The organism is Pseudonocardia sp. (assembly GCF_025965585.1).
GTDB lineage: Bacteria > Actinomycetota > Actinomycetes > Mycobacteriales > Pseudonocardiaceae > Pseudonocardia.
In genome coordinates this window covers 21888-46657 of the sequence record NZ_JAOPWR010000408.1, presented here as the reverse complement: position 1 = coordinate 46657, position 24770 = coordinate 21888, and the positions used below count along the sequence as shown (strand labels likewise).

Genomic DNA, 24770 nt, shown 5'->3' with positions numbered 1-24770 from the left:
GGTCCGGCAGCAATCGCGGGCGCCGCGACGGCCGAATACCTGCCGGAGCGCCAGAACCGGCCCGGTAGCGCCGCCGCCGGGCCGCCGCAGCCGGGCCGCCGCCTGCGCTGTGGTCGTCGCCGGGAGCTCAGCCCAGCAGTGCAGTCACGATCGCGCGGAGGATCCAGAACACCGGCGCGGTGGCCAGCAGCAGCAACCCGAACCCCCACGCCCGCCGGCGGGCGACCAGCCACACGCCCACGGCCGTGACCAGCACCGTCACCACCAGTCCGGCCGCGAGCCGGACAGCCGTGGCCCCCGTCGGCAGGCCGAGCACCAGCAGCACCAGCAGCAGGTCGACCAGGGCCCAGGCCGCCGCAGCGGCCAGCGTCGACAGGAACCCGGTGCGGGCGGGCGCCCCGTTCACCGGGGGCGGCGGGTGGTCGGTGTTCGCGGGATACGGCGGCGCGCCCGGCATCGGGGCGTGCGGCGGCAGCTCGGGATGCGGCATATAGGCGGGGGCACCGGCCCACGACGGCGGGTCGGGCTCGCGCTCGTCCGGGTTCCCCACGGTCGCACGGTAGCGACCGAGCTGCCGCACCACCGGCGAGCACTGTGGCGCTGGGCACTCCCACGGTTCAGTGTGCTCCCCATCGCGGCATCCGTCGCGCGCTAGGGCTAGCCTCCGCCTTGTGTCTGCGTCGACCACACCTGTAACCGTCACCGTCACCGGAGCAGCGGGCCAGATCGGCTACGCGCTGCTCTTCCGGATCGCATCCGGCCAGCTGCTCGGGAAGGACACCCCCGTCCGCCTGCGCCTGCTGGAGATCCCGCAGGCGGTGAAGGCCGCCGAGGGCGTCGCGCTGGAGCTCCAGGACTCCGCGTTCCCGCTGCTCACGGGCGTCGACATCACCGACGACGCCACCAAGGCCTTCGACGGTGCGAACGTCGGCCTGCTCGTCGGCGCCCGCCCGCGCACGAAGGGCATGGAGCGCGGCGACCTCCTCGAGGCCAACGGCGGCATCTTCGCCCCGCAGGGCCGCGCGATCAACGCCGGTGCCGCCGACGACATCCGCGTGCTGGTGGTCGGCAACCCGGCCAACACCAACGCGCTGATCGCCTCGTCCGCCGCGCCCGACGTGCCGGCCGAGCGCTTCACCGCGATGACCCGCCTCGACCACAACCGCGCGGTCGGCCAGCTCGCCGAGAAGCTGTCGGTGCCGGTCACCGAGATCCACAAGCTGACGATCTGGGGCAACCACTCCGCCACCCAGTACCCGGACCTCTACCACGCCGAGGTCAACGGCAAGATCGCCGCCGAGCAGGTCGAGGAGTCCTGGCTGCGCGACGAGTTCATCCCGCGCGTGGCCAAGCGCGGCGCCGAGATCATCGAGGTGCGCGGCGGCTCGTCGGTCGCGTCGGCGGCCAACGCGGCCATCGACCACGTCTACGACTGGTTCAACGGCACCCCCGAGGGCGAGTGGGTCTCCGCGGCCATCCCCTCCGATGGCTCGTACGGCGTGCCCGAGGGCATCATCTCCAGCTTCCCGGTCACGTCCGAGAACGGCGAGTGGAAGATCGTCCAGGGACTGGACATCAACGAGTTCTCGCGTGAGCGCATCGACGCGTCGGTCAAGGAGCTCACCGAGGAGCGCGAGGCCGTGAAGGGCCTCGGACTGCTCTGACCTCCGAGCACACGACAAGGGCCGCTTCCCGCACGGGGGAGCGGCCCTTCGTCGTTCGTGGGATCAGCTGCCCAGTGCCTGGTTGTACCCAGTGCCTGGTCGTACGCCGCGATCTCGCCGTCCGCCTTCGTCGGCGCCGCGGTCAGCGCCGCCTTCGCGTCCTGGCCCTGCAGCACCGCCGCCCGCATCATGGACTGGCGTACCGGGCCACACCCCCGATCTGCGCGCGATTTCGCGTCCTCGCACCCTCCGTGGACGGTGCGAGGACGCGAAACGGCGCGCGGATCGGGGTGGCGTCAGGCCAGCTGCACGATCGCGAACGACTCCGCCGGCAGCGCGAGCGCGTCGTCCTCGCCCACGACCGGCTCGGTGGCCAGCAGGATCCGGCTGATCGGGCCGACGGTCAGCGCCGCGGTCTCGGTGCCGAGGTTGACCGCGACCCGCAGCCGCCCGCGGTGCAGCACCACGGTGCGGGCCTCGTCGTCGATGTCGATCTCCACCTCGTCCAGCCACGGGTCGGACAGCTCCGGCCACGCCTTCCGCAGCGCGATCAGCTCGCGGTACACCGCCAGCAGCGTGGCGTGCGGCTCCTGGCTGGGCTCGTCCCAGTCGAGCTTGGAGTCCTCGAAGGTGCTCTCGGCGTTGGGATCGGGCACCTCGACGTCGCCCCAGCCGTGCTCGGCGAACTCGGCGGTGCGGCCCTTGCGGACGGCCTCGCGCAGGTCGGGATCGGGGAAGTAGGAGAAGAACTGCCACGGGGTGCGTGCACCCCACTCCTCGCCCATGAACAGCATCGGCGTGAACGGCGAGCAGAGCACCAGCGCGGCCCCGCACGCGAGGAGACCGGGCGAGAGGGTCCGGGTGAGCCGGTCGCCGGTGGCGCGGTTGCCGATCTGGTCGTGGTTCTGCAGGTAGGCCAGGAACCGGTGGCCCGGGATTCGCCGCGTGTCGACGGGCGCGCCGTGGTTGCGCTGCCGGAAGCTCGACCACGTGCCCTCGTGCAGGAACGCGCGCGTGAACACATGCGCGAGGCCGGTGAGCCCGGCTGCGGCGAAGTCGGCGTAGTAGCCCTGTCCCTCGCCCGTGAGCGTGGAGTGCAGGCTGTGGTGGATGTCGTCGGTCCACTGGGCGTGCAGGCCGTAGCCGCCACCCTCGCGGGCCGTGACGAGCTTCGGGTCGTTGAGGTCGGACTCCGCGATGAGCGACAGCGGCCGTCCCACGTGCGTGGACAGCGACTCCACCTCGACGGCCAGCTGCTCCAGCACGTGGGTGGCGCGGGTGTCGCGCAGCGCGTGCACGGCGTCGAGGCGCAGCCCGTCGACGTGGAAGTCGCGCAGCCACATCAGCGCGTTGTCGATGATGTAGCGGCGCACCGGCTCGGACTGCGCGCCGTCGAGGTTGACCGTCGGGCCCCAGATGTTCGAGCCGGCGAAGTAGGGGCCGAACCGGTCCAGGTAGGCGCCCGACGGGCCCAGGTGGTTGTAGACGACGTCGAGCACCACGCCCATGTCGCGGGCGTGGCAGGCGTCGACGAAGCGCTTGAAGCCGTCCGGGCCGCCGTAGTTCTCGGTGACCGCGTACCAGCCGACGCCGTCGTAGCCCCAGTTGCGCGGCCCGTCCACGGCGTTGACGGGCAGCACCTCGACGAGGTCGACGCCGAGCTGCGCGAGGTGGTCGAGCCGCTCGATCGCCGAGTCGAACGTGCCGGCCGGGGTGAACGTGCCGATGTGGAGCTCGTAGAGCACGCTGCCGGGGAGCTGCCTGCCGGTCCAGGAGCGGTCGGTCCAGAAGAAGCCCTGCTCGTCGTAGACACGGCTGGCGCCGTGCACGCCGGCGGGCTGCCAGCGGGAACGCGGGTCGGGGAGCGGGGTCTCGTCGTCGTCGAGGAGGTAGGCGTAGGCGGTGCCGGGGCCCGCGTCGACGGTGGCCCGCCACCAGCCGGCCCCGTTGCGGGTCATGGGGTGCGGCGACCCGTCGACCAGCACCCGGACATGGTCACGCTCTGGCGCCCATACGGCGAAATCGGTCACCGGGGGATCCTGCCGGGTGCGGCCCCGTTCCGCCGAGCCGGCGCGGTGTGACCCGCGCGTCAGCCGGTCGCGTCGACGGTGAGCGGTGGGCGCCTGCGGGTCGCCCGCCGCCGTGGCGTCGGCACGGCCGTGGCGACGCGGGCCGGCATCCGGGCCTCGGCCACGGTGCCGCACCGCTGACCCGGGACGACGGTCAGCTCGCCGCCGATCGCGGCGAGCCGGTCGGCCAGCATCGTCAGCCCCAGATGGCCGTCCGTGCGGCGCGCGAGAGCGTGCTCCGGGGGGCCGACGCCGTCGTCGGACACCCGCAGCAGGACGGCGTCGCGCCCCTCCCACCGTGCATCGTGGTCGGGGGCGAGCCGGACGTCGACGGCTCCGGCCTGCGCGTGCTTCGCGACGTTGGCGAGGGCCTCGCGGGCCGCGCGGTAGAGCGTCGCGGCGACGTCCGGGTCCAGTGGCGGCAGGGGCTCCGTCTCGACCCGCGCGACGATGCCGGCGTCGCGCATCGGCGTCACGAGCCCGGTGACGGCGGCGGCGAGCCCGGCGCCGCTCAGGTCGGGCGGGTAGATGCTGACGACGAGCTTGCGCAGCGCCTCGGCGGCGTCCCGGACCGCTCTGGCCAGATGACGGGTGATGTCGCGGCGCTCGGGCGCCTCCGACAGGCTCATGGCCCCGAGCGCGTACCCGATGCCGGCGAGGTCCTGCACCACGCCGTCGTGCAGGGCCGAGGCGATCTCCGCCCGTTCCTGTTCGGACGCGGACAGCGCCTGTTCCAGGAGGCGGGCGCGGTCGGCCTCGTGGCGGCGGACCCGGCGGGCGAGCGACACGGCGATGGGGATCTGTACGAGCTGCAGGAGCGCGAGCGCCCCGATGACCGGCACGACCAGCTGTGCGGTGAGCGCCGCGGTGTGGCGCTCGACCGCGCGGTAGCCGAAGTAGGCCTCGAACGCGAGCACGCGGCCACCGGGGAGGCGCAGGGGGACGTAGACGTCGACCTGAACGGGCTCCGGCGTGGGGCCGGTCTCCGGGTGCAGCTCGACCCCGGAGCTCGTGATGCCGCGCTCGATCGCGTCGACGGCCTCATCGGGCACGGGGAAGCGCTGGCCGATCTTCGTGGCGTCGTCGGCGTAGACCACGAGGCCGTCGATCGCCCACACGTCGATACGCGAGATCGTGCCGTCGCGCAGCCGTGCCTGCACCAGCCGGTCCAGGTGGGAGCGCTGCTCCGCATCCCCGGCCAGCGCCGCGTCCAGAGGGGCGGCCATGACCATGTCGGCCAGCCGCCGGGTGATCCGCTCGTCCTCGTGCATGGCCTGCTGCCGGGCGACGTGCCCGATGACGATCAGCGCCCCGATCGAGATGACGATCGTGACCAGCAGCCCCACACCGACGGAGGTCAGGAGGTCGCGGCGCACCCGGCTGCGGCTCGGTGCCCCCGGGCTACTCGTCGGCGGCATCGACGAGGCCGAGCCGCTGCGCCCGGACCAGGGCCTCCAGCTGGGAGTGGGCGCCCAGCTTCGCGTGCAGCGCCTTGACGTACCCGCGACAGGTCTCCAGACGGATCCCCAGCTCCACCGCGATCGCCGTCGGCGTCAGGCCGCGGTTGAGGCCGGCCAGCACGTCGTGCTCGCGCTGGGTGAGCACCGGGACGATCATCGACGCGTCGCTGTCGGCCGTGGCGCCGCGGTATGTGGACGGGGCCACGAGCATGGACCCCTGCCGGACCCGCTGCAGAACGTCGAGCAACTCCTCGAAGGGGCCGTTCTTCGCGACGAACGCCGACGCGCCGGCCCGCGCGGCCTTGCCGACCCATTCCGGGTCCCGGTGGGCCGAGACGATGACGATCACGACGTCGGGCGCGATCTCCCGGATCCTGCGGGTGGCCGCGAGCCCGTCCTGCCGAGGCATCTCGATGTCCATCACGACGACGTCGGGACGCAGGTCCGCCACCATCGCGACGCCTGCCGCGGCCGTCGACGCGGTGCCCACGCAGGTGAGCCAGGGCTGGGTCGAGAGCGCATAGGACAGGAGGTCGGTGAACACGCGGTGGTCGTCGACCACCGCGATCCGCACGGCCTCGGTCAGCACTCGGTCATCGGTGGATGTCGGCATCGTCTCCCTCGTCCCTGGTTCGTGGTCCGTGGTCGCGGCACGCACCCCTCGGCGGGAGGTGAGTCGGGCTGTTCGTCCCAGAGGTTACCGATATGTGGTTCGAGCGCTTCCCTCCACTTTGGGGGGATGGCGCACCCCAGGTATGGCTGTCCGGCCGGTACGGGCCCGGTGAGGATCCGTGTCGTGCGAGGGGCTGCCGTGGCCGAGGTCTGCGCAGGACGCGCGGGCCGGTTGCCGCCTCCGCGACCCGGAGGCCCCCGATGAGCACACCGACCCGCCGCCGCGCCGGCTTCCCCGACCAGGCGCTGCCCGCACCCCCCACCGACGAGGAGAAGTACTGGTACATGGGCCGCCAGCACCGCTGGCTGCTCCTCGTGCAGGCGCTGTCCTTCGCCCTGATCGCCTGGAGCATCGCGCGGTTCGCCACCGCCGACACCCGGCTGCTGCTCTTCCTGCTCCCCATGTCGCTCTACACCGTCACCCTCGTCGTCTCGCTGGCGAGCAACAGCCGGACCAAGCGGGTGTCGCGGCTCGACCACGAGCTGCGCCTCCTGGAGTACCGCCCCGAGCGGTACCCGGACGTCGACGTCTTCCTGCCGACGGCGGGCGAGCCGATCGAGGTCCTGCGCAACACCTACACCCACGTCAGCAGGCTCGAGTGGCCCGGCGGGCTGCGGGTGCTCGTCCTCGACGACGGGGTGCGCGCGGAGGTCCGCGACCTCGCCCGGGGGTTCGGGTTCGACTACCGCACCCGCGACAACCCCGGTCGGCTCAAGAAGGCCGGCAACCTGCGGTTCGGCTACGAGAACAGCGACGGCGAGCTCATCGCGATCTTCGACGCGGACTTCGTGCCCCGGCCGGACTACCTGTTCGAGCTCGTGCCCTACACCGACGACCCGGACGTCGGGATCGTGCAGTCGCCGCAGTTCTTCGACACGGGGCGCGGCATGCACTGGTTCCGGCGCTGCGCCGGGGCGACGCAGGAGCTGTTCTACCGCTGGATCCAGCCCGCGCGCGACCGCTCGCGGGCCGCCATCTGCGTGGGCACCTGCGCGCTCTACCGGCGCGCGGCGCTGGTGGCGTCCGGTGGCTTCGCGCAGATCGGGCACTCGGAGGACGTGCACACCGGCGTCAACATGATGAAGGCCGGCTACCACGTGCGGTACGTGCCGATCCTCGTCTCCAAGGGTCTGTGCCCGGACACGCTCGGCGGCTTCCTCAACCAGCAGTACCGGTGGTGCACCGGCGCGATGAGCCTGCTGGCCACCCCGTCGTTCCACGCCGCGGAGCGGATCAGCTTCCGGCAGCGCGCCTGCTTCTGGTCGGGGTTCCTCTACTACATCTCCACGGCCCTCAACGCCTTCGTCGCGCCGCTGCCCGCGCTGACGATGCTCTACCTCCTCCCGGCCTGGATCGAGCCGATGAACAGCATCTGGCTGGTCGGCGCCCTGTGCATGTGGTTCGTGGTGCTGCCCCTGCTCATGAAGGGCCGCTGGCGCGTCGACGTGCTGCGCGTCCAGCTGCTCTACTCCTACGCCCACGCGGTGGCGATCGCCCACCTCGTCACGGGCCGGACGAAGGAGTGGGTGGCCACCGGTTCGTCCGCGGGCCGGGCGACCCCGGTGGCGGTGACGGTCAACCGGATCGTGAAGGTCTACGTCGGGGTGACCCAGCTGCTGATCTACGTGGGGCTGGCCGTCGGTACCGCCACCTACGGGTTCGCCGCCTACTGGGCCATGATCGGGCTCGCCGTCCTCGGGGCGTACGTCCACCTGCCCCTGCTGGTCATGCCGCTGACGCGGACCGTCCGCGAGGCGCCGGTGGCCTCCGGTCCCGTGGCCGCATGAGCATCCAGCCCGCGTTCCGGGCCGCGGCGCGCAGCCCTGGGAGGGGCGGCGCAGGAGACACCGTGACGGCGCCGCTGCCCACGGTGGCCCTCTCGACGGTGGCCCTCTCGACGGTGGCGCTGCCCACGGTGGCGCTGCCGGCGGTGCCGCGCCCGGCGAGGCGCCCCGCGGCCGTGCTGGGCCCGCGCGACTTCCGCCCCGACATCCAGGGCCTGCGCGCGGTGGCGGTGCTCCTCGTGGTGGCCTACCACGCCGGCGTGCCCGCGGTGACCGGCGGCTACGTCGGGGTCGACGTCTTCTTCGTGATCTCGGGGTTCCTCATCACGGGTGGCCTGCTGCGTGAGGTGGCGGCGTCGGGCCGGGTCTCGCTGACCGCGTTCTACGCCCGCCGCATCCGGCGCCTGCTGCCCCCGGCCGCGCTGGTGCTGGTGGTCACGCTTCTCGCGGCCCGGATCTGGGGGTCGGTCTTCCAGCTGGTCGACACCGCCTGGGCGGCCGTCTTCACCGCGCTGTACGCGGTCAACTACCGGCTCGCGGCCGAGGGCGTGGACTACCAGCAGATCGGCGGTCCGGAGTCGCCGATGCAGCACTTCTGGAGCCTGGCCGTCGAGGAGCAGTTCTACCTGCTCTGGCCCGCTCTCGTCGTGCTCTGCGTCCTCGGCTGCCGCCGACGGAGATGGCTGCTCGCCGTGGTGCTCGCGGGGGTCTGCGGGGCGTCGCTGCTGGCGTCGGTCACCGTGACCGGTACCGACGCCCCGCTCGCCTACTTCTCCCTCCACACGCGGGCGTGGGAGCTCGGGGCCGGGGCGCTCCTGGCCGTTGCCGGCCCGCGTCTCGCCGCGCTCCCGGCCCGGGCCGCGGCCGTCCTGTCGTGGGCGGGGCTTGCGGCGATCCTCTGGTCCGGCACCGTCTTCACCGACGAGACTCCGTTCCCCGGTAGCGCCGCACTCGTGCCAGTGCTCGGTGCGGCCGCGGTCGTCGCGGCCGGTTGCGCCACGTCGCAAGGGACCGCCGAGGTCCTGCTGCGCCGTCGTCCGATGCAGGGCGTCGGCAGCGTCTCCTACGCCTGGTACCTGTGGCACTGGCCGATGGTGGTGCTCGTCCCGCTGATGTACGGGCGCACCTTCGAGTGGTGGGAGAGCGCCCAGGTCATGGTGCTGGCCCTGTGGCTGGCGGTGCTGACGTACTGGGCGCTCGAGTCCCCGACCCGCCACACCCGGCTCCGCCCCGGGCGCTGGTTCGACACCGGCATCGCGCTCAACGGCACGGTGATCGGGATCGCGACGGTTCTCATCGTCACCGTTCCGACGCTGGTCGGCACCGGTGTCGCGACCACCCCCCTGCCCCTGACGCAGGCCGACGTCAGCGCCGTGCAGGCGGCGGTGGGCGAGGCCACCCGCACGACCAGCGCGCCCAGCAACCTGGTCCCGAGGCTCTCCGACGTCTCCCTGGACCAGCCCGCGACCAGCGGGGACGGCTGCCACCTCGGCTACCTCGCCACCCAGCTGAAGCCCTGCGTGCACGGTGATCCCACGGGGAGCCGGACGATGGTGCTGACCGGTGACTCCCACGCACAGCAGTGGTTCCCCGCGCTCGACGTCGCGGCCCGGCAGCACCACTGGCGGCTGGTCACGTGGACCAAGGTGGCCTGTCCGATCGCGGCCCACGAGGTCTACAACGCGAACCTCCGCCGGGTCTACGGCGAGTGCGCGACGTGGCGGGAGGCGACCGTCGGCGCGATCGTGGATCTGCATCCCGACGTCGTCGTGATCGGACAGAGCGACACCGTCCCGCGCGGCGAGGTCAGCAACGTGGGCTGGGCCGAGGGCACGGTGGCGACGATCCGCCGGCTGCAGGCCGCGGCCATCCCGGTGGGCTTCCTCCTCGACACGCCCTACCCCGGCCGGAGCATGCCCGAGTGCGTCGCGAACCACCTCCGCGACGTCGGAGCGTGCACCTCCGGGCGGGACGAGGTGTGGCCCTACCACGGCCGGCACGAGGAGATGGCGCGGACGCTGGCGGCCGCCGGGGTCACGGCGGTGGAGCCGATCTCCTGGTTCTGCACGCTCAAGGACTGCCCGGCCATCGTGAACGGCATGCTGGTCTACCGGGACGAGAGCCACGTCTCGACGCCCTACAGCGCCTGGCTCGCCCCGATGATGGCCCCGTTCTTCGAGGACCCGCCCTGAGCCCGGCCCACCGCTGCGCGGCCGGGGTGTCCCGGTCGCGACGGGAGTTCCTCGGCCTGCTCGGGCTCGGGACCGCCGCACTGCTGACCGGCTGCGTCGCCGCCGTGTCCCCGCCGCCCCCGTCCCTGCCAGCCGTGCCGGCCCCGCACCCCGGGCCGTCGCGGGAGCTCCGGCGCGGCCCGGTCGGGGACGGAAGAGGGATCGCGCTGACCGTCGACGACGGGACATGCGCCGACTGCGTCGCGGGGTACGTCGACTTCGCCCGCCGGTCGGGGGTCCACCTCACGTTCAGCCCGAACGGGGTCCTCGACGGCGCCTGGCGCCCGCAGGCCCGGGCGCTGGCGCCGCTGATCGCGGCCGGCCAGGTCCAGATGATCAACCACACGTGGAGCCATCGGCAACTGACCGAGCTGCCCGACGGGCGGATCCGCGAGGAGCTCGAGCGCAACGACGCGTGGGTCGCGCGGCTCTTCGGGATCACGACCCGGCCCTACTGCCGGCCACCCTTCGGCGCGCACGACGCCCGGGTCGACGCGGTGGCGGGGAGCCTGGGCTACACACGGTCGGTGCAGTGGAGCGGCTCCTACGGGGACTCCGCCGAGGTGACACCGGAGATCCTCATGGACCGGGCGCGGACCTTCCTGCAGCCCGGGGTGATCATGCTCGGCCACGCGAACCGCCCGACGGTGCTGGGCCTGCTCGACGAGGTCCTGGACCTGGTGCGGGAGCGCCGCCTGGAGCCGGTCACCCTCGACGAGATGTTCGGCACGAGCCGCGCCGCGGGCGCCTGACCCACGCCGCCCACCCCTCACCGGCCGAACTCGTGATTGCTGCCGGTCGGGCGTCGCCGCCCTCGACCGGTCACTCCGGTGCGGTCGAGCCCGATCATCTATCGGCGGCGGCCACCATGACCGCGACCGGCCGTACGTGAGCGCCGTTCGAGGGGCCTTCATGTGCGGCTGACGCCGATCACCGGCGCTCCACCGGGACACGCCTGTGGGGGTCGCGGCGTACCGCGACCCCCACGGGGTGGACCTGCTCCGGTACTACGGGACCGGGACGAAGTCGGTCTGGCTGATCTGGTTCACCCCCGATCCGGGTGTCACGGCGAGCAGGGTGATCGTGCCGAGGACGGTGCCGCCCGGCGCGCTCCGCACCGTGATCAGGGTGTTGGCGCCCGAGGCCGCGATCGTCACCCGCTGGGTGAAGTTCGCCGTGGTGACCCCGAGCCCGGACACGTCGAGCAGGTCCTGGTCACCGGCCGGGTTGGCGTCGAACCCGTTGATCCGGTCGTTGCCCATTCCCGTCGAGAACTTGACGATGTCGTTCCCGGCGCTGCTGTTCATCACGTCGTCACCCGCGCCACCGTCGATGCCGACGATGCCGGTGAGGGTCACGGTCGTGAAGCTCAGCGTGTCGGCCGCGGCCGAACCCCGGATCGTCACACCGGTGAAGCCGTTGGCGGTCACCTGCTCGACGGTCTGGAGCGCGGTGGCCCCCCGCAGCCCGATGACCGTGTCGTTGGCCCTGGCCACGATCTTGTCGGTGCCCGCCCCGCCACTGACGGCGTCGAACCCGTCACCGGCGCCGGTGACGTCGATGACGTCGTCCCCGTTGCCGGTGCTGAGGGTGTCGTCGCCGGCGTCGCCGGACACGACGTCGTTGCCGTCGTTCGTGGTGAGGGTGTCGTTTCCACCCGCACCCCGGGCCGTGTCCTCGCTCGCCGTCCCGGTGAAGGTGTCGTTGCCGGCGCCGCCCTGGAACATGTCGCCGACGATCGCCGGCGTGGACGTCACCGTCTCGGGGTTGCCGAGCGCATCGGTGTAGGTGATCACCACGCGCAGCTCTCGTCCGACCTCGCCCGGGAAGGCCCCGGCGGCCGGCAGCGGGGTGAAGCCCTGCATGGTGCCCCGGCCCGCGACGCCGTTCGTGGCGACGTTCGCGAAGGCGGCCGCGCCGACGAGCCGCTGCTGCCACTGGAACGTGAAGGTCGAGCCTGTGGTGCCGTCGGGATCGACGATCCCGGCAGTGTTCACCGCGACCGGCACGGCCTCCTGCGGTGTCAGACGCGCAGGATTGCCCGGCACCGCCGCGTTCGTCCCGAGGTTGAGCAGGGTGGCGCCCGCCGTGCCCGGCCGGTTCGGCAGGGCGTTGACGGTCTGGTCGGAGAACTGGAGCTTCTCGACGTTCCGGAGCGTGTCGACACCGTCGGTCGCGGCGCCACGGGTGTGGGCAACGGTCACGCCGGTGTTGTTCTCGATCAGGGTGACGTCGTAGTCCGCACGCGGACCGCTGAAGACCGCGGTGTCGATCCCGACCGGGGTCGCCGGCGCCAGGATCTCGCGAACGGCCACGATGTTGCCCGGGTCGACGAGACCCGCGAACACGGCCTGCTGCAGTGTCATGCCCGTCGTTCCCGGGCCGAAGGTGCCCGACTTCGGCAGGTTCTCCATGAGCTCGGTGGAACCGATCTCGGGGCCGGTCGGTCCGGAACGGACGCTCAGGCGCACGTTCAGGTACCGGTCGCCGTCGATGACGTCGTCGGCGCCGCGACCCTCGAACAGGTCCGCGCCGTCGCCGCCGAGGAGCACGTTGCCCGCTCCCCAGACGGGCCCGGACAGGTTCGGGCACCGGCCCTGCGGCGAGTTGGCGATCACGTCCGCGAGCGGGGTGGTCAGCGGTGGGATCAGGGGGTCCAGACCCGCGATGCGGTCGAGACCGGCCTGGTCGAGCACGTCGCACCCGATGAACCCGCCGCCACCCGCGGTGGCGGGGACGACGTCGTCGCCCCGGATCTTGTCGGCGGCGCCGTACCCGGACAGCGCCTCGACCTCGTTGAACTTGTCGCGGACGTCGGCCGTCAGGATGTCCGCGGGGATGGCCAGGTTCAGGTCGAGGTCCTGGGGGACCACCACCACGGACCCGTCCGGCAGCGTCCTGGTCTCGCCCTGGCCGATCTGCCAGTCGAACCCGGACGCCCCGGCGACCTTCTCGATGCCGTCACCGGCGAGGCCGATGTCGTCACCGCCCTCGTGGTCGTAGTCGTCGTCACCGCCCTGCCCGATCAGGATGTCGTTGCCGGGCTTCTGGGAGTCGTCGAGGAAGAACAGGTTGCCGCTGTCCCCCTGCAGGAGGTCGGGCTGGTCGCCGCCCTCCTGCCAGTCGTCGCCGCTGTCACCGAAGGCGGAGTCGAGGCTCTGACCCAGCATGATGAAGTCGTCGCCCTCCCCACCGAAGGTCTCGTTGGCGTTGGCCCCACCGTTGGTGAAGTCCTTGCCCGCGCCGGCGATGATGATGTCCAGGCCCGGACCGGCGTCGATGGCGTCGTTGCCGGGACCTCCCTTGGACACGTCGTCGCCGCCGAGGTCGGTGAGGATGTCGTTGCCGTCACCGCCGAGCGCGACGTCCGAGCCGCTGCCGCCCTCGATGCGGTCGTTGTTCTCGTTGCCCCAGAAGGTGTCGTTGTCATTGCCTCCGACGATGCGGTCCACGTTCGCGGTGCCGTTGTAGACGCTCTGGCCGTTGATGCCGGAAGGGTCGACCGTGTTCCGCGCGCGGTACTGGATCGTGCCGTCGGGCATCCGGATGAGCAGCTTGGTCTCGTCGCACTCGGACGCCGGGTCGTTGGCGACCGCATTGCCCGAGGCCGCGAAGCCCGCGGGGGTGCCCGCGAGGTTCTTCAGCTCGAACTTGCAGTCGGCCGTCGCGAACGCGTCGGCCTTGAGCGTGTGCGCGGGGGTGTTGCGCATGATCAGCTCGGCGAACGAGTTGCCCTCGAGCTGCTGGCGCAGGTTCATGCCGGGCGTGCGCGCCAGGTAGTAGAGCCGGTCGCCGTTCTGCAGGTCGGTGAGCTGGTTCTCGAAGATGAAGTTGAACGTGCTGCCCAGTAGGCCACCGAACGGGAAGGTGGTCTCCGCGAGGCCACCCATCCACAGGTCGACCTTGTCCAGACCGGTGACGGAGTTCGCGCCGCCCGCCGTGTCGGCCCACGCGCCGGTGCTGTTCATGAACGCCGCGGCATCGGCCGGGCCGACCTCACCGTTGAGCGTGTCCGGGCTGACGATCAGCCGCGCCGCCTCCCGCCGCGAGGTGAGCGTCGGCTCACCGGCGTTGTCGGCGGACTCGTCAACGGGCGTGCTCGGCAGGTCGCCGACGATGCCGTCCGGGCCGGCGCCCGTCAGGATCGACGGGTGCCGGCCGTACGCGGCCACGAAGTTGACCAGCGACTCGGGATGCTTGATGTTCTCCCCGAAGTCCACCCAGCTGATGTAGGGCTTCAGCTGGCCGTCGTTCGTGGACGCGAAGAGCTGGCGCCGCACCACGTTCAGCGTGGGGACGCCCTCGGAGCGGGCCCGCGTCATGTTGATCGTCGGCAGGTCCAGGGGCAGGCCCAGCAGGTTGTTGCGCAGGGTGTCGGTCACGAACTCGTCGATCTCGTTGCCGACCTGGTCCGACAGGCCCATGAGGATGGCGCCACCGGCCTGCTGCGAGGTCAGGTGGCCGTCGGGACCGCCGTTGTTGTACTCCGGCGGGTTCAGGAACGCGGCGAGCAGGTCGATGTCGTTCGAGCTCCCGACGATGTCGTCCGAGGTGCCGAAGACGCCGTCGGGTCCGGGCTTGTCCTCGTTCCTGCGGGGGATCGTCTCGGTCAGCATCGAGTGGCCGAAGCGGTACACCGCGTGGGCGAACTCCGCCCGGACCGCCGGGTTGAGGTCGGTCTGGGTGAAGGCGAACGGCTCGAACGGGTTGATCGCCGGCTGCACCTTCCGGGCGAACTCCTCGAACACCAGGTGCTGGTACTCCATCTCGGTGACGAAGCGGGCCGCCTGGAAGAAGCGCTCGCCCACAGCGAAGGTGCGGGCGTCACCGGGTGCGGTGGTGTTGACCGCCTCGTACGCCGCCTTCAGGGCGGGGTCGGCGTTGACGGTCGCCTTGACGGCGTCCACCAGCCGGTCGTGCTCGGAGTGGAAGATCTGGTGCACCGCGGTCAGGCCGATGTTCTCGTTGACCCGGCCGTCGCCGGCGATGTAGTGCGCGTTGAGCATCTCGTCGTCGTAGGTGCCGGCGGGCTGATGGGCGAAGTCGGCCGACGCGGTGGTGTCACCGTCGGGGACCAGGCCGGGCAGGGGCTCGGCGTTGTGGGCGATGTCGGTCAGGAACGGGACGTCGAAGTGCTTGACGCCGGCCGGGACCGCGACGCCACCGCCCGCAGGGTTGCCCTCGACCGTGCCCGTGGCCGTCACGAACTGGGGGAACCCGTTCGGGCCGGGGATGAGGTTGCCGTAGGCGTCGGCCGCGACCATCGGGATGTCGAACACGTCGGGGTCGGTCAGCTTCAGGCCGAGGACCTCCGCGGCCTGCTTCTTGACCAGGGCCCAGGTGCCCATGCCGCCGTCGGGCTGGTGGATCAGCTTGCCGGTCGCGACCGGCTTGCCGGACACAGCGTCCTTCACGTACTCGCGCAGGTACACCTGGTGGGACGCGTTCGAGGTGTAGGTCTGGCTCTGGTCGACCCACGGCGAGTCGGTGTTGTCGGCGTCGTGGACGTCGTCGGCGCTCTCGTCCGCGGGAGTCGCCGGGTTGTCACCGGCGACACCGTCGGGACCGGGCTGGTTGCGGCCGCGCGACAGCACCATGAACCGCAGGCTCGCCGGCAGGTCGTCGGCGTTGCCGACGATGTGGTCCGGGCCCGCGATGAGCGGGTCGTCGTTCTTGAGCGGAACGAAGACGGTGCCGCCGCCGCCCTTCACGGTCTGGTCCACACCGTGGTCGAAGAACTGGCCGAAGATCGTGAAAAGCGAGTTGAACGGCGGCGAGAGACCGACGTCGGTGGTCACGTTCGGGATGAACAGGGTCTGGTGCGACGGGGTGCAGTCCGCCGGGACCGCGGCCACGGGGGGGTTCGCCAGCGGGTCGGGGTCGGTGGTGCACGGCATGACGCCCTCGTTGCCCTGGGTGCGCACCGGGAAGCCGGCGGCCGCGACCGCGGCCGGGTTCGTGGAGGTCTGGTCGACGATCAGGTTGCTGACCACCCGGGGCTCGGTGTCGAAGACGTTGCCCTTCGTCTGGGCGTAGCTGGTGTTTCCGGGAGGACCGAAGCCGGGCGGGACCGGACCGGCGGGCTGGAACTGCGGGGCCGTCAGCCGCGGGAAGACCTCACCGGCCGCGGCGACGCGCTCCTTCCCGGCGGTCAGGTTGTTGCAGGACCCGTCCACCGTCCGGAGGCCCTTCGAGATGAGCGGGCTCGGGATCTGGAACGGGCCGGGGCCCACGAGCGCTCCGCAGATGCCGGTCGCCGGCGTCGTGTTCGCGACGTGGTGCTCGGCGATCTTGATCTGGTCCAGGATGAACGACAGGTCGGACGCGGTGACGGTGAAGCCCTGCCCCACCGGTGCCTGCGCGGACGCGGGGGTCGTCATCACGCCGATCGGCAGGACGGCAGCCGTGAGGACCGCCAACGACCGGCGCGCCACCGCCGCGGAGGTGCGGTGGCGTGCGGGGGAACGGCGACGGAAAACGCCGATCGGCGGCTCCGACGCGCCTGGTGGGCGGCGATGCACCCGGAACTGCATGAGGCTCGATCTCGACATGGTCTGCTGCTTCCTGCCGGTCCCGTCGGGTCGGCGGTCCTCGTCGGGCGTGCTCGGGACATGCCCGTCCGCCCGGCTCGAAGGAGGTCGGTGAGGGGCGGGCAGAGGCCACCGCCGTCAGTCGGGCCGGGTTCCGGCGCACCCGGCGAACGGGGCAGCGCAACTGTGGATGCGGCGTGGGAAGGAGCGCACCCATCCGTAGGGGTGCGCCGCACCCTTCACTTGGGGGGGCGACCGAGACGCCGGGCGCACCGCCCATTTTGGGGAGGGGGAGGCCCCCCGCAGGGGGAGCCGGCCGAACGTCGGAGGGTGGAGTCTCGGCAGGTCCGGGACGCGAAGTCAGGAGAACCCGCCGTGCTCGCCTACGCCTCCGCCGTGCTCAGCGCGATCGCGATGGTCTTCATCGTCATGAACATCAGGGCAGGACCACTGACGTCGGGCGTGTTCATCGCCGCGGCGCTGCTGTGCCTGTCCCTGCAGCACGCCGGGATCGGTTCCCGGGAGCGGAGTCGGGACCGGGACCGGGACCGGGTGACGAGCGGGGTCCGGCGCCGGGGCTGACCCGACGCCGGAGCCGATCAGGCCGGGCGGACCAGCAGCGCCACGGGGTAGCGGGCGAGCAGCGTGCCCAGTGCCGGTGCGGAGCCGTCGACCGGGGTGTCGGTGACGATGTCGTGCCAGTCGCCGGCCGCCCCCGGGAGCGGGAGCACGGTGTCGCCCCAGCCGCCCCTGGCCTCGAGCCCCACCGGCAGCCGGGTGGCCACCGCCACCAGCGACGACGATCGCGCGAACGCCACCGCGTGCGCCGCCGCCGGGCCCTCGGCCGGGACCGGGCGGTAGCCGCGGAACAGCTCCGGCCGGTACCGCCGCAGCCGCAGCCCGCTGAGCGTGACCAGCAGCTTGGCCGCGCCGTCGGCGTCGATGTCGGGCAGCCAGCCCTCGTCCAGCCGGGCCAGCAGCGAGCGGCGGGCCTCCCAGTCCACAGGCCTGCGGTTGTCGGGGTCGACCAGCGAGTACTCGAACAGCTCCGTGCCCTGGTAGACGTCGGGCACGCCCGGCCCGGCGAGCTGGAGCAGCTTCTGCCCCAACGAGTTGACCCGGCCCGGCAGGGCGAGACGCTGCACGAACTCCTCGATCTCGGCCACCAGCTCTGCGTCGGCCATGACGGCAGCGGGCCACGCGGCGACGGCCTCGTCGACCTCGGGCACCGCCTCGACGTGGCTGGTGGCGAGCTTGGCCTCCTTCGTGGCCTTGCCCAGGTAGGACGCCATCCGCTCGACGGAGATCGGCCACGCACCCACGAGGTTCTGCCAGGCCATCAGCTCCATCGACCGCTCGGGCAGCGGGTGGCGCGCCGACCAGCGGCGCAGCCGTTCCGCCCACTCGCCGGGGATCTCCGCGAGCACGGCCAGGCGCGCGCGGACGTCCTCGGAGCGCTTGGTGTCGTGGGTGGACAGCGTGGTCATCGTGACCGGCCACGACGCCTCACGGGCGGCCATGGCCATGTGGAACTCGGTGGGGGAGACCCCGAAGCGCGACGGATCACCGCCCACCTCGTTGAGCGCGACGAACCGGTTCCAACGGTAGAACGCGGTGTCCTCCACGCCCTTCGCCATGACCATGCCCGACGTCTGCTGCACGCGGGTGGCCAGCTCGCCGTGCGGCTCGGCCAGCATCGTGCTGTGGATCACCTCGAGGACGTCGGCGAGATCGGGGCGGTGGGTGCGAGCCACGGACACGGCGGTGTCGAGGGCGGCCCGGCCCTCGGGCAGGTAGGAGCGGTAGACGGGGAAACCGCACAGCAGCTCGGCCACGGCGGTGCGCACGCGGTCGGCCGCGGGGCCCGGATCCGGGTCCGTGGACGGCGCCGCCTCGGGCACGGGCACCAGTGCGGCGATCCGGCGGACCTCGGCCGCCAGGATGGTGTCGGCCACCTCGCGACGGGCGTCGTGCTCGGCCGCGTGCAGCGCCTGCCTGCCGCCGGTGTGCTCGGCGGCGAGCTGGGTGAGCAGGCCGGCGCCGTCCGGGTCGACGAAGACGCCCTGCAGCTCGCGCAGCGCCTCGTAGCCCGACGTGCCGTCCACCGGCCATGACGGTGGCAGCTCCTCGCCGACGCCGAGGATCTTCTCCACGAGCAGCCAGCGATCCGGCCCGATGGCCGCGCGCAGCCGCCGGGCGTAGGCGCCGGGGTCGGACAGGCCGTCGGGGTGGTCGACGCGGATGCCGTCGACGTCGCCCGCCTCGACCCAGCGCAGCACCTCGCGGTGGGTGGCCTCGAAGACCTCCGGGACCTCGACGCGCACCGCGGCCAGCGTGGAGACGTCGAAGAAGCGGCGGTAGGTCAGCTCGGCCGCCCCGCGCTTCCACGACACGAGCCGGTAGTGCTGCCGCTCGTGCACCTCCTGCGCCGTGCCCTCGCCGGTGCCGGGGGCGACCGGGACGGCGTGCTCGTAGTAGCGCAGCTCGTCCCCCTCGACCGCGAGTTCGGAGAGCGCCTTCTCCTCGTCGGCGTCGAGGATCGGGAGCAGGATCGGGCCCGCCGCCCAGTCGATGTCGAAGTAGGACGCGTAGGGGGACGCCTGCCCGAGGCGCAGCACGTCCCACCACCACGGGTTGGCCTTGGGCACCTCGACGCCGACGTGGTTGGGCACGATGTCGAGCACGAACTGCAGCCCGTGCTCGCGCACGGCCGCCACCAGGGCCTTGCGGCCCTCCTCGCCGCCGCGTTCGTCGGACACGCGGGTGGGGTCGACCACGTCGTAGCCGTGGTTGGACCCGGCGCCCGACTGCAGCAGCGGCGACGCGTAGAGCCCGCCGACGCCGAGCGCGTCGAGGTAGGGCACGAGCCCCACGGCGTCGGTGAGGGTGGCGTCCTTCGAGAACTGGATGCGGTAGGTGGAGCTGGGGAGTCGTCGTGTCACGGTGCGGCCATTTCCGTGCGCTGCAGCACCAGTACCGAACGGGCGGGCACGACGTGCTGCGCCCCGCCCGCGACGGTGGGCGGATCCGCCGCCACCACCCCCGGCGCAGTGGCCAGGGTGATCACCTCGCCCGCCGCCGTGTCGACGACCACCGCCCAGCGCGAGCCGTACTCGGGGCCCGGGAGGGTGACCTCGATGTCCTCGTGGTGAGCGTTGAAGCAGAGCAGGAACGAGTCGTCCTGCACCCGCTCCCCACGGGTGTCGGCCTCGGTGATCCCGTCGCCGTTGAGGAAGGCCACCACGCACTTGCCGAAGCCGGAGTCCCAGTCCTGCTCGGTCATCTCCTCGCCCGACGGCTGGAACCAGCCGATGTCGGGCAGGGCGCTCTGGGGGGCGGAGCGCCGCTGGCGCGCGATGGGCTTGCCCGCGAAGAAACGGCGGCGCCGGAACACGGGGTGGGCGTGGCGCAGCGCCGTGACGCCCGCGGTGAACCCGATGAGGCCGGCGTTCTTGCCGGCCAGCGACCAGTCGACCCAGGCCGTCTCGTTGTCCTGGCAGTAGACGTTGTTGTTGCCGCCCTGGGTGCGCCCCAGCTCGTCGCCGTGCAGCAGCATCGGCACGCCCTGGCTGAGCATCACCGTGGTGATGAAGTTGCGCTGCTGCCGGGCCCGCAGGTCGAGCACCGTGGCGTCGTCGGTGGGCCCCTCGACGCCGCAGTTCCAGGCGCGGTTGTGGCTCTCGCCGTCGTTGCCGCCCTCGCCGTTGGCGTCGTTGTGCTTCTCGTTGTAGCTCACCAGGTCGGCGAGGGTGAACCCGTCGTGCGCGGTGACGAAGTTGATGGACGCGAACGGGCGGCGGCCGTCGTCCTGGTAGAGGTCGGAGCTGCCGGTGATGCGGGAGGCGAACTCACCCAGCGTGCCGGGCTCGCCGCGCCAGAAGTCGCGGACGGTGTCGCGGTACTTGCCGTTCCACTCCGTCCACAGCGGCGGGAAGTTGCCCACCTGGTAGCCGCCGGGGCCGACGTCCCACGGCTCGGCGATGAGCTTGACCTGGCTGATCACCGGGTCCTGCTGCACCAGGTCGAAGAACACGCTCAGCCGGTCGACGTCGTAGAACTCGCGGGCGAGGGTGGAGGCGAGGTCGAAGCGGAAGCCGTCGACGTGCATCTCGGTGACCCAGTAGCGCAGGGAGTCCATGATCAGCTGCAACGTGTGCGGGTTGCGCACGTTGAGCGAGTTGCCGGTGCCGGTGTAGTCCATGTAGTACTGCGGGTCGTCCTCGACCAGGCGGTAGTAGGCGGCGTTGTCGATGCCGCGCATGGACAGCGTGGGGCCCATCTGGTTGCCCTCGGCGGTGTGGTTGTAGACCACGTCCATGATCACTTCGATGCCCGCGTCGTGCAGGTCGCGGACCATCGCCTTGAACTCCTGCACCTGGTTGCCCGGGCGGTTGCCGGGCATCGCGTAGCCGTGGTGCGGGGCGAGGAAGGCCACCGTGTTGTAGCCCCAGTAGTTGGACAGGCCCTTCTCCTGCAGGTGGTGGTCGTCGAGGAACTCGTGGCACGGCATGAGCTCGACCGCCGTGACGCCGAGGCTCTTGAAGTGATCGATCATCACCGGGTGCGCCAGGCCCGTGTACGTGCCGCGCAGCTGCTCGGGGATCTCCGGGTGCTGGATGGTGAGGCCCCGGACGTGCGCCTCGTAGATCACGGTCTCGTGATACGGGATGCGCGGCGCGCGGTCGGTGCCCCAGTCGAAGAACGGGTTGACCACCACCGACTTCGGCACGAACGGCGCCGAGTCGGAGTCGCTGCGCGCCTCGGGCGCGGCGAACGGGTAGCCGAACACGGCCTCGTCCCACTGCACGGGGCCGTCGACGGCCTTGGCATAGGGGTCGATGAGGAGCTTGGCCGGGTTGCACCGCAGGCCCTGGCCCGGGTCGTTGGGCCCGGTGACGCGGTAGCCGTAGCGCTGGCCGGGCTCCACGTTGGGCAGGTAGCCGTGCCAGACGAAGCCGTCGACCTCCGTCAGCGCGATGCGCGTCTCCTTGTTGCGGGCGGTGAAGAGGCAGAGCTCGACCTTGTCCGCGGCCTCCGAGAAGAGGGCGAAGTTCGTTCCCGACCCGTCGTAGGTGGCGCCCAGGGGATAGGCGTGACCCGGCCACGGCCGCATGAATTCCTCGCTTCGCAGAGTGCTCGAACCAGGGCGGGTCGCCCTCGGCCCGGCCTGACGAGGCTACCGGGGGGCACCGACGGTCTGCCGGACGAGCCGGTGCCATGGGGCGTTGCGGCTACGCCAGGCGGGCCGGGAACCCGCCGGTCGCGATCGGGCCCCAGCGCGTCGGGGTGATCCGGATCAGGGCCTTGCCCTGATCGCTCATCGCCTGCTTGTACTCGTCCCAGTCGGGGTGCTCGCCGGAGATCGACCGGAAGTACTCGACCAGCGGATCGAGCGCGTCGGGCAGCGTGAGCAGCTCGGCGTCGCCCTCCACCTGCACCCACGGCCCGTTGAAGTCCTCGGACAGGACGATCACGGCGGCCCTGCCGTGGCGGGCCACGTTGGCCGACTTGGCGCGCTCGGGATAGGTGGAGATGACGATCCGGCCCTCGGCGTCGACGCCGGAGGTGACGGGCGATCCCTGCCACCCGCCGTCGTTGCGCGATGTCAGCAGGATCACGTGGTGGCGGGGGCGGAGGAACTCGGTGAGCTCCTCGCGGCCGACGGTCGTGTTCGTCGCGATGGTGCGAGCCATGATCGGCACAGTAGTGTCTCGGATTGATGAGCACCGTGTTCAGCAAGATCATCGACGGCGAACTGCCCGGACGCTTCGTCTGGTCGGACGAGCGCGCCGTCGGCTTCCTGTCGGTCAACCCGCTCGGGCCGGGCCACACGCTGGTCGTGCCCCGGGTGGAGGTCGACCAGTGGCTCGACGCCGACCCGGACCTGCTTGCGCACCTCACAGCGGTGTCGCACGCCATAGGCGACGCCGTCCGCACGATCTGGAATCCGCCGCGCGTCGGCTGGCTGGTGGCCGGGTTCGAGGTGCCGCACCTGCACCTGCACGTCTTCCCCGCGTGGGACATGGCCGCCTTCGACTTCGCCAACGCCGCCACCAGCGTCGACGCAGCGGAACAGGACGCGCACCGCGACGCCATCCGGACGGCCCTGCGCGAAGGCGGCCACGGCGCGTCCGTCCCCTCCTGACGTGCAGCTCGTTCTCGTCCGGCACGCTCTGCCCGCGCTCGTCCAGGGCTCCGACGGCCCGGCCGACCCGCCGCTCACCGAGCTGGGGGAGCGGCAGGCCCACCGGCTCGTCGACGCGCTGGGGAAGGACGTGGCGGCGCTCTACGCCAGCCCCCTCGCCCGCGCCCGCGGCACCGCGGCCCCGCTGGCCGCGGGGCTGGGGGTCGAACCGGTGATCGACCCGGATCTGCGCGAGTACGACTCCGACGCCGCCCACTACGTCCCCGTGCACGAGATGGCCCGGATCGACCCGGCCGCCTGGCAACGGATGCTCGACGGGCAGCTACCCGCGTACGTGGACGTTGCGGCGTTCACCGCCCGGGTGGACGCGGCGCTGGAGCGGATCGTGGCCGCGCACCCCGGCCGCAGCACGGCGGTCGTCGTCGCGCACGCCGGCGTGGTCAACTCCTGGCTCGCGCACCTGCTCGGGATCGGCCGGCCGCTCGCGTTCCCGCTGGACTACGCCGGCATCACGAGGGTGCTGGCCGGTCGCGACGGCCGGCGCGTGGTGCGGACCGTCAACGAGATCGCCCACGTCGCGGACCTGTTGACCGTCACCGCAGGTGCTGGTTAGGCCGTTCGGCCGAAGCGGATTGTCCCCTCCGTACGTCGTTCGGGCGGTCGAGGTGAGGTCCGGGTGACGCGCGGCGCACGTATGCCTACCCTCGGTCGACCGGGTAGGGGGGAACGGCCGGATGACGACGGACGACGGTGGGCTGTCACGTGTCTTCCGTACGCCGGAGTACCGCGCGATCTGGGCCGCGGACCTCCTCTCGATCATGGGTGACCAGCTGGCCAGGGTCGCGCTGGCGGTGCTGGTGTTCGACCGCACCGGCTCGGCGGCGTGGGCGGCGGGCACGTACGCGCTGAGCTTCCTGCCCGCGATCTTCGGCGGGTTGCTGCTCTCGGGCATCGCCGACCGCTTCCGCAGGCGGGAGGTCATGCTCGCCTGTGACCTGCTGCGCGCCGTCCCGCTCGTGGTGATGGCGATCCCCGGCGTCCCCCTGCCGGTGCTGCTGGTGCTGCTGGTGGTCGTGGCGCTGCTGGCCGCGCCGCACACCGCCGCCCGGGGGGCCCTGCTGCCGGACCTGCTGCCCGGCGACCTCTACGAGCGCGGCCTGGCCGTCGCGCAGATGTCGAGCCAGACCGCGCAGCTCGTCGGTTTCGCCACCGGCGGTCTGCTCGTCGCCGCTCTGAACCCGGGAACCGCGCTGCTGCTCGACGCCGCCACCTTCCTCGTGTCCGGGCTGGTGATCCGGTTCGGGCTGACCGCCCGGCCGCGCCCGTCCGTCGCGGCCGGCGAGGGCGGGGGTCACTGGCGGGACATGGTGACGGGCATCGTCGAGATCGCGACGGACCCTCGGCGCCGGGCGCTCGTCGCACTGGTCTGGATGATCGGTTGCTACGTCGTGCCCGAGGCGCTGGCCGTCCCGTATGCGGCCGAACTGGGTATGGACGATTCCCTCGTCGGGCTGCTGATGGCCGCCGATCCGCTGGGCAGCGTGCTGGGCGCATGGCTGTTCGTGCGGTTCGTCCCGCCCGATCGGCGGCCCGGGCTCATCGGCGTGATCGCGGTGCTGGCCGGGGTGCCGCTGCTGTTCGTCGGCCTACGCCCCGGCGTGCTGGTGACGGTGGTGCTGTGGAGCCTCGCGGGCCTGCTCTCCACGGCCTACCTGATGCAGGCGCAGGCGTCCTTCGTGCGGACGACCCCCGACGAGTCTCGCGGGGCTGCCATCGGCGTGGTCGCCTCCGGGATCGTGGCGGGGCAGGGGATCGCGGTGTTGGTCGGCGGACTGCTGGCCGACCTGTGGAGCCCGTCGACCGCCATCACCGTATGCGCGGCCTCCGGCATGGTGCTCGCCGCCGCCGGCGCGATGGCGTGGTACCGCGCCGGCTCGGAGCGCCGGGGGCGGCCGTCCGAGGTGCTGCTGGCACCCCGGAACGGCTGATACGAGGAGGCCCGCTGCGGTCCGGTGCTCCCCGGGCGTGCGGTTTCCGTGCATGTGGGAACCGAACGGTGCGGTCCGGCATACGAAGGCGGAGCGGGTGGTGCGGGGTGAGGGTCCGCGGGCTGTGGACCATTTCAAGGTCGTCAACGACATGGTTCCGGTGCCACGGGGACGTCGGCGAGGGTTCGTCGACGGCGACCGACTGATCGTCACTTTCCACCCCCAT

The 24770-nt window shown here is 72.1% G+C and carries 16 protein-coding genes; 8 read left to right on the top strand and 8 right to left on the bottom strand.

The features are described from left to right. Positions 1-127 precede the first annotated feature (127 nt). On the bottom strand, positions 128-550 hold the full coding sequence (locus JWR81_RS25315) for a hypothetical protein (RefSeq protein ID WP_297658242.1): 423 nt from the start codon (positions 548-550) through the stop codon (positions 128-130). 121 nt (positions 551-671) lie between these two features. On the opposite strand from JWR81_RS25315, the gene JWR81_RS25310 reads away from it, so the two are divergent. Beyond that, positions 672-1664, top strand: coding sequence for a malate dehydrogenase (locus tag JWR81_RS25310; RefSeq protein WP_297658240.1), 993 nt, complete (start codon positions 672-674; stop codon positions 1662-1664). A 296-nt stretch (positions 1665-1960) separates the two neighbouring features. Here JWR81_RS25310 and treZ read toward each other — a convergent pair whose 3' ends face one another. From treZ to JWR81_RS25295, 3 genes are read right to left on the bottom strand one after another with little or no spacing between them, the layout of a single operon-like run. Further along, on the bottom strand, positions 1961-3694 hold the full coding sequence (gene treZ / locus JWR81_RS25305; RefSeq protein WP_297658238.1) for a malto-oligosyltrehalose trehalohydrolase: 1734 nt from the start codon (positions 3692-3694) through the stop codon (positions 1961-1963). A gap of 59 nt (positions 3695-3753) precedes the next feature. Next, entirely contained in the window at positions 3754-5109 is a 1356-nt protein-coding gene (locus tag JWR81_RS25300) for an ATP-binding protein (RefSeq protein ID WP_297658236.1), read from the bottom strand. 25 nt (positions 5110-5134) lie between these two features. Next, the gene (locus JWR81_RS25295) at positions 5135-5806 is read right to left on the bottom strand and encodes a response regulator transcription factor (RefSeq protein ID WP_297658234.1); all 672 of its coding nucleotides are present in this window, start codon (positions 5804-5806) and stop codon (positions 5135-5137) included. 260 nt (positions 5807-6066) lie between these two features. Here JWR81_RS25295 and JWR81_RS25290 point away from each other — a divergent pair, with 260 nt between their 5' ends. From JWR81_RS25290 to JWR81_RS25280, 3 genes are read left to right on the top strand one after another with little or no spacing between them, the layout of a single operon-like run. Continuing rightward, positions 6067-7653, top strand: a complete 1587-nt coding sequence (locus JWR81_RS25290) for a glycosyltransferase family 2 protein (protein ID WP_297658232.1) — start codon at positions 6067-6069, stop codon at positions 7651-7653. Then, complete coding sequence (locus tag JWR81_RS25285; protein WP_297658229.1) at positions 7650-9842, top strand: acyltransferase family protein; 2193 nt, start codon at positions 7650-7652, stop codon at positions 9840-9842. The genes JWR81_RS25290 and JWR81_RS25285 overlap by 4 nt, the downstream gene beginning before the upstream one ends. Before the next feature lie 26 nt (positions 9843-9868). Next, entirely contained in the window at positions 9869-10633 is a 765-nt protein-coding gene (locus JWR81_RS25280; protein WP_297658226.1) for a polysaccharide deacetylase family protein, read from the top strand. A 255-nt stretch (positions 10634-10888) separates the two neighbouring features. Here the strand turns inward: JWR81_RS25280 and JWR81_RS25275 are convergent, their stop codons facing one another. Next, positions 10889-16261: a peroxidase family protein gene (locus tag JWR81_RS25275; RefSeq protein ID WP_297658222.1), complete on the bottom strand. Its 5373-nt coding sequence runs from the start codon at positions 16259-16261 to the stop codon at positions 10889-10891. A 480-nt stretch (positions 16262-16741) separates the two neighbouring features. Here JWR81_RS25275 and JWR81_RS25270 point away from each other — a divergent pair, with 480 nt between their 5' ends. Beyond that, positions 16742-16993 (top strand): hypothetical protein, encoded by a 252-nt coding sequence (locus JWR81_RS25270; RefSeq protein WP_297658219.1) that lies wholly within the window; start codon positions 16742-16744, stop codon positions 16991-16993. A gap of 17 nt (positions 16994-17010) precedes the next feature. Here JWR81_RS25270 and treY read toward each other — a convergent pair whose 3' ends face one another. The 3 genes from treY to JWR81_RS25255 all read right to left on the bottom strand — a co-directional run bounded on the left by treY (position 17011) and on the right by JWR81_RS25255 (position 22104). After that, positions 17011-19353, bottom strand: a complete 2343-nt coding sequence (gene treY / locus JWR81_RS25265; protein WP_297658216.1) for a malto-oligosyltrehalose synthase — start codon at positions 19351-19353, stop codon at positions 17011-17013. After that, positions 19350-21524 carry a glycogen debranching protein GlgX gene (gene glgX, locus JWR81_RS25260; RefSeq protein ID WP_297658213.1) on the bottom strand — a complete coding sequence of 725 codons (2175 nt, stop codon included), beginning with the start codon at positions 21522-21524 and terminating at the stop codon, positions 19350-19352. Before glgX ends, treY begins: the two co-directional genes overlap by 4 nt. Positions 21525-21642: 118 nt before the next feature. Continuing rightward, positions 21643-22104, bottom strand: coding sequence for a PPOX class F420-dependent oxidoreductase (locus JWR81_RS25255; protein WP_297658210.1), 462 nt, complete (start codon positions 22102-22104; stop codon positions 21643-21645). A gap of 26 nt (positions 22105-22130) precedes the next feature. Here JWR81_RS25255 and JWR81_RS25250 point away from each other — a divergent pair, with 26 nt between their 5' ends. The 3 genes from JWR81_RS25250 to JWR81_RS25240 all read left to right on the top strand — a co-directional run bounded on the left by JWR81_RS25250 (position 22131) and on the right by JWR81_RS25240 (position 24544). Then, on the top strand, positions 22131-22556 hold the full coding sequence (locus JWR81_RS25250; RefSeq protein ID WP_297658204.1) for an HIT family protein: 426 nt from the start codon (positions 22131-22133) through the stop codon (positions 22554-22556). Position 22557: 1 nt separating this feature from the next. Continuing rightward, complete coding sequence (locus JWR81_RS25245) at positions 22558-23169, top strand: histidine phosphatase family protein (RefSeq protein WP_297658201.1); 612 nt, start codon at positions 22558-22560, stop codon at positions 23167-23169. A 121-nt stretch (positions 23170-23290) separates the two neighbouring features. Further along, a complete protein-coding gene (locus JWR81_RS25240) occupies positions 23291-24544 on the top strand; it encodes an MFS transporter (RefSeq protein WP_297658199.1) in 1254 nt (417 codons plus the stop codon). Positions 24545-24770 lie beyond the last annotated feature (226 nt).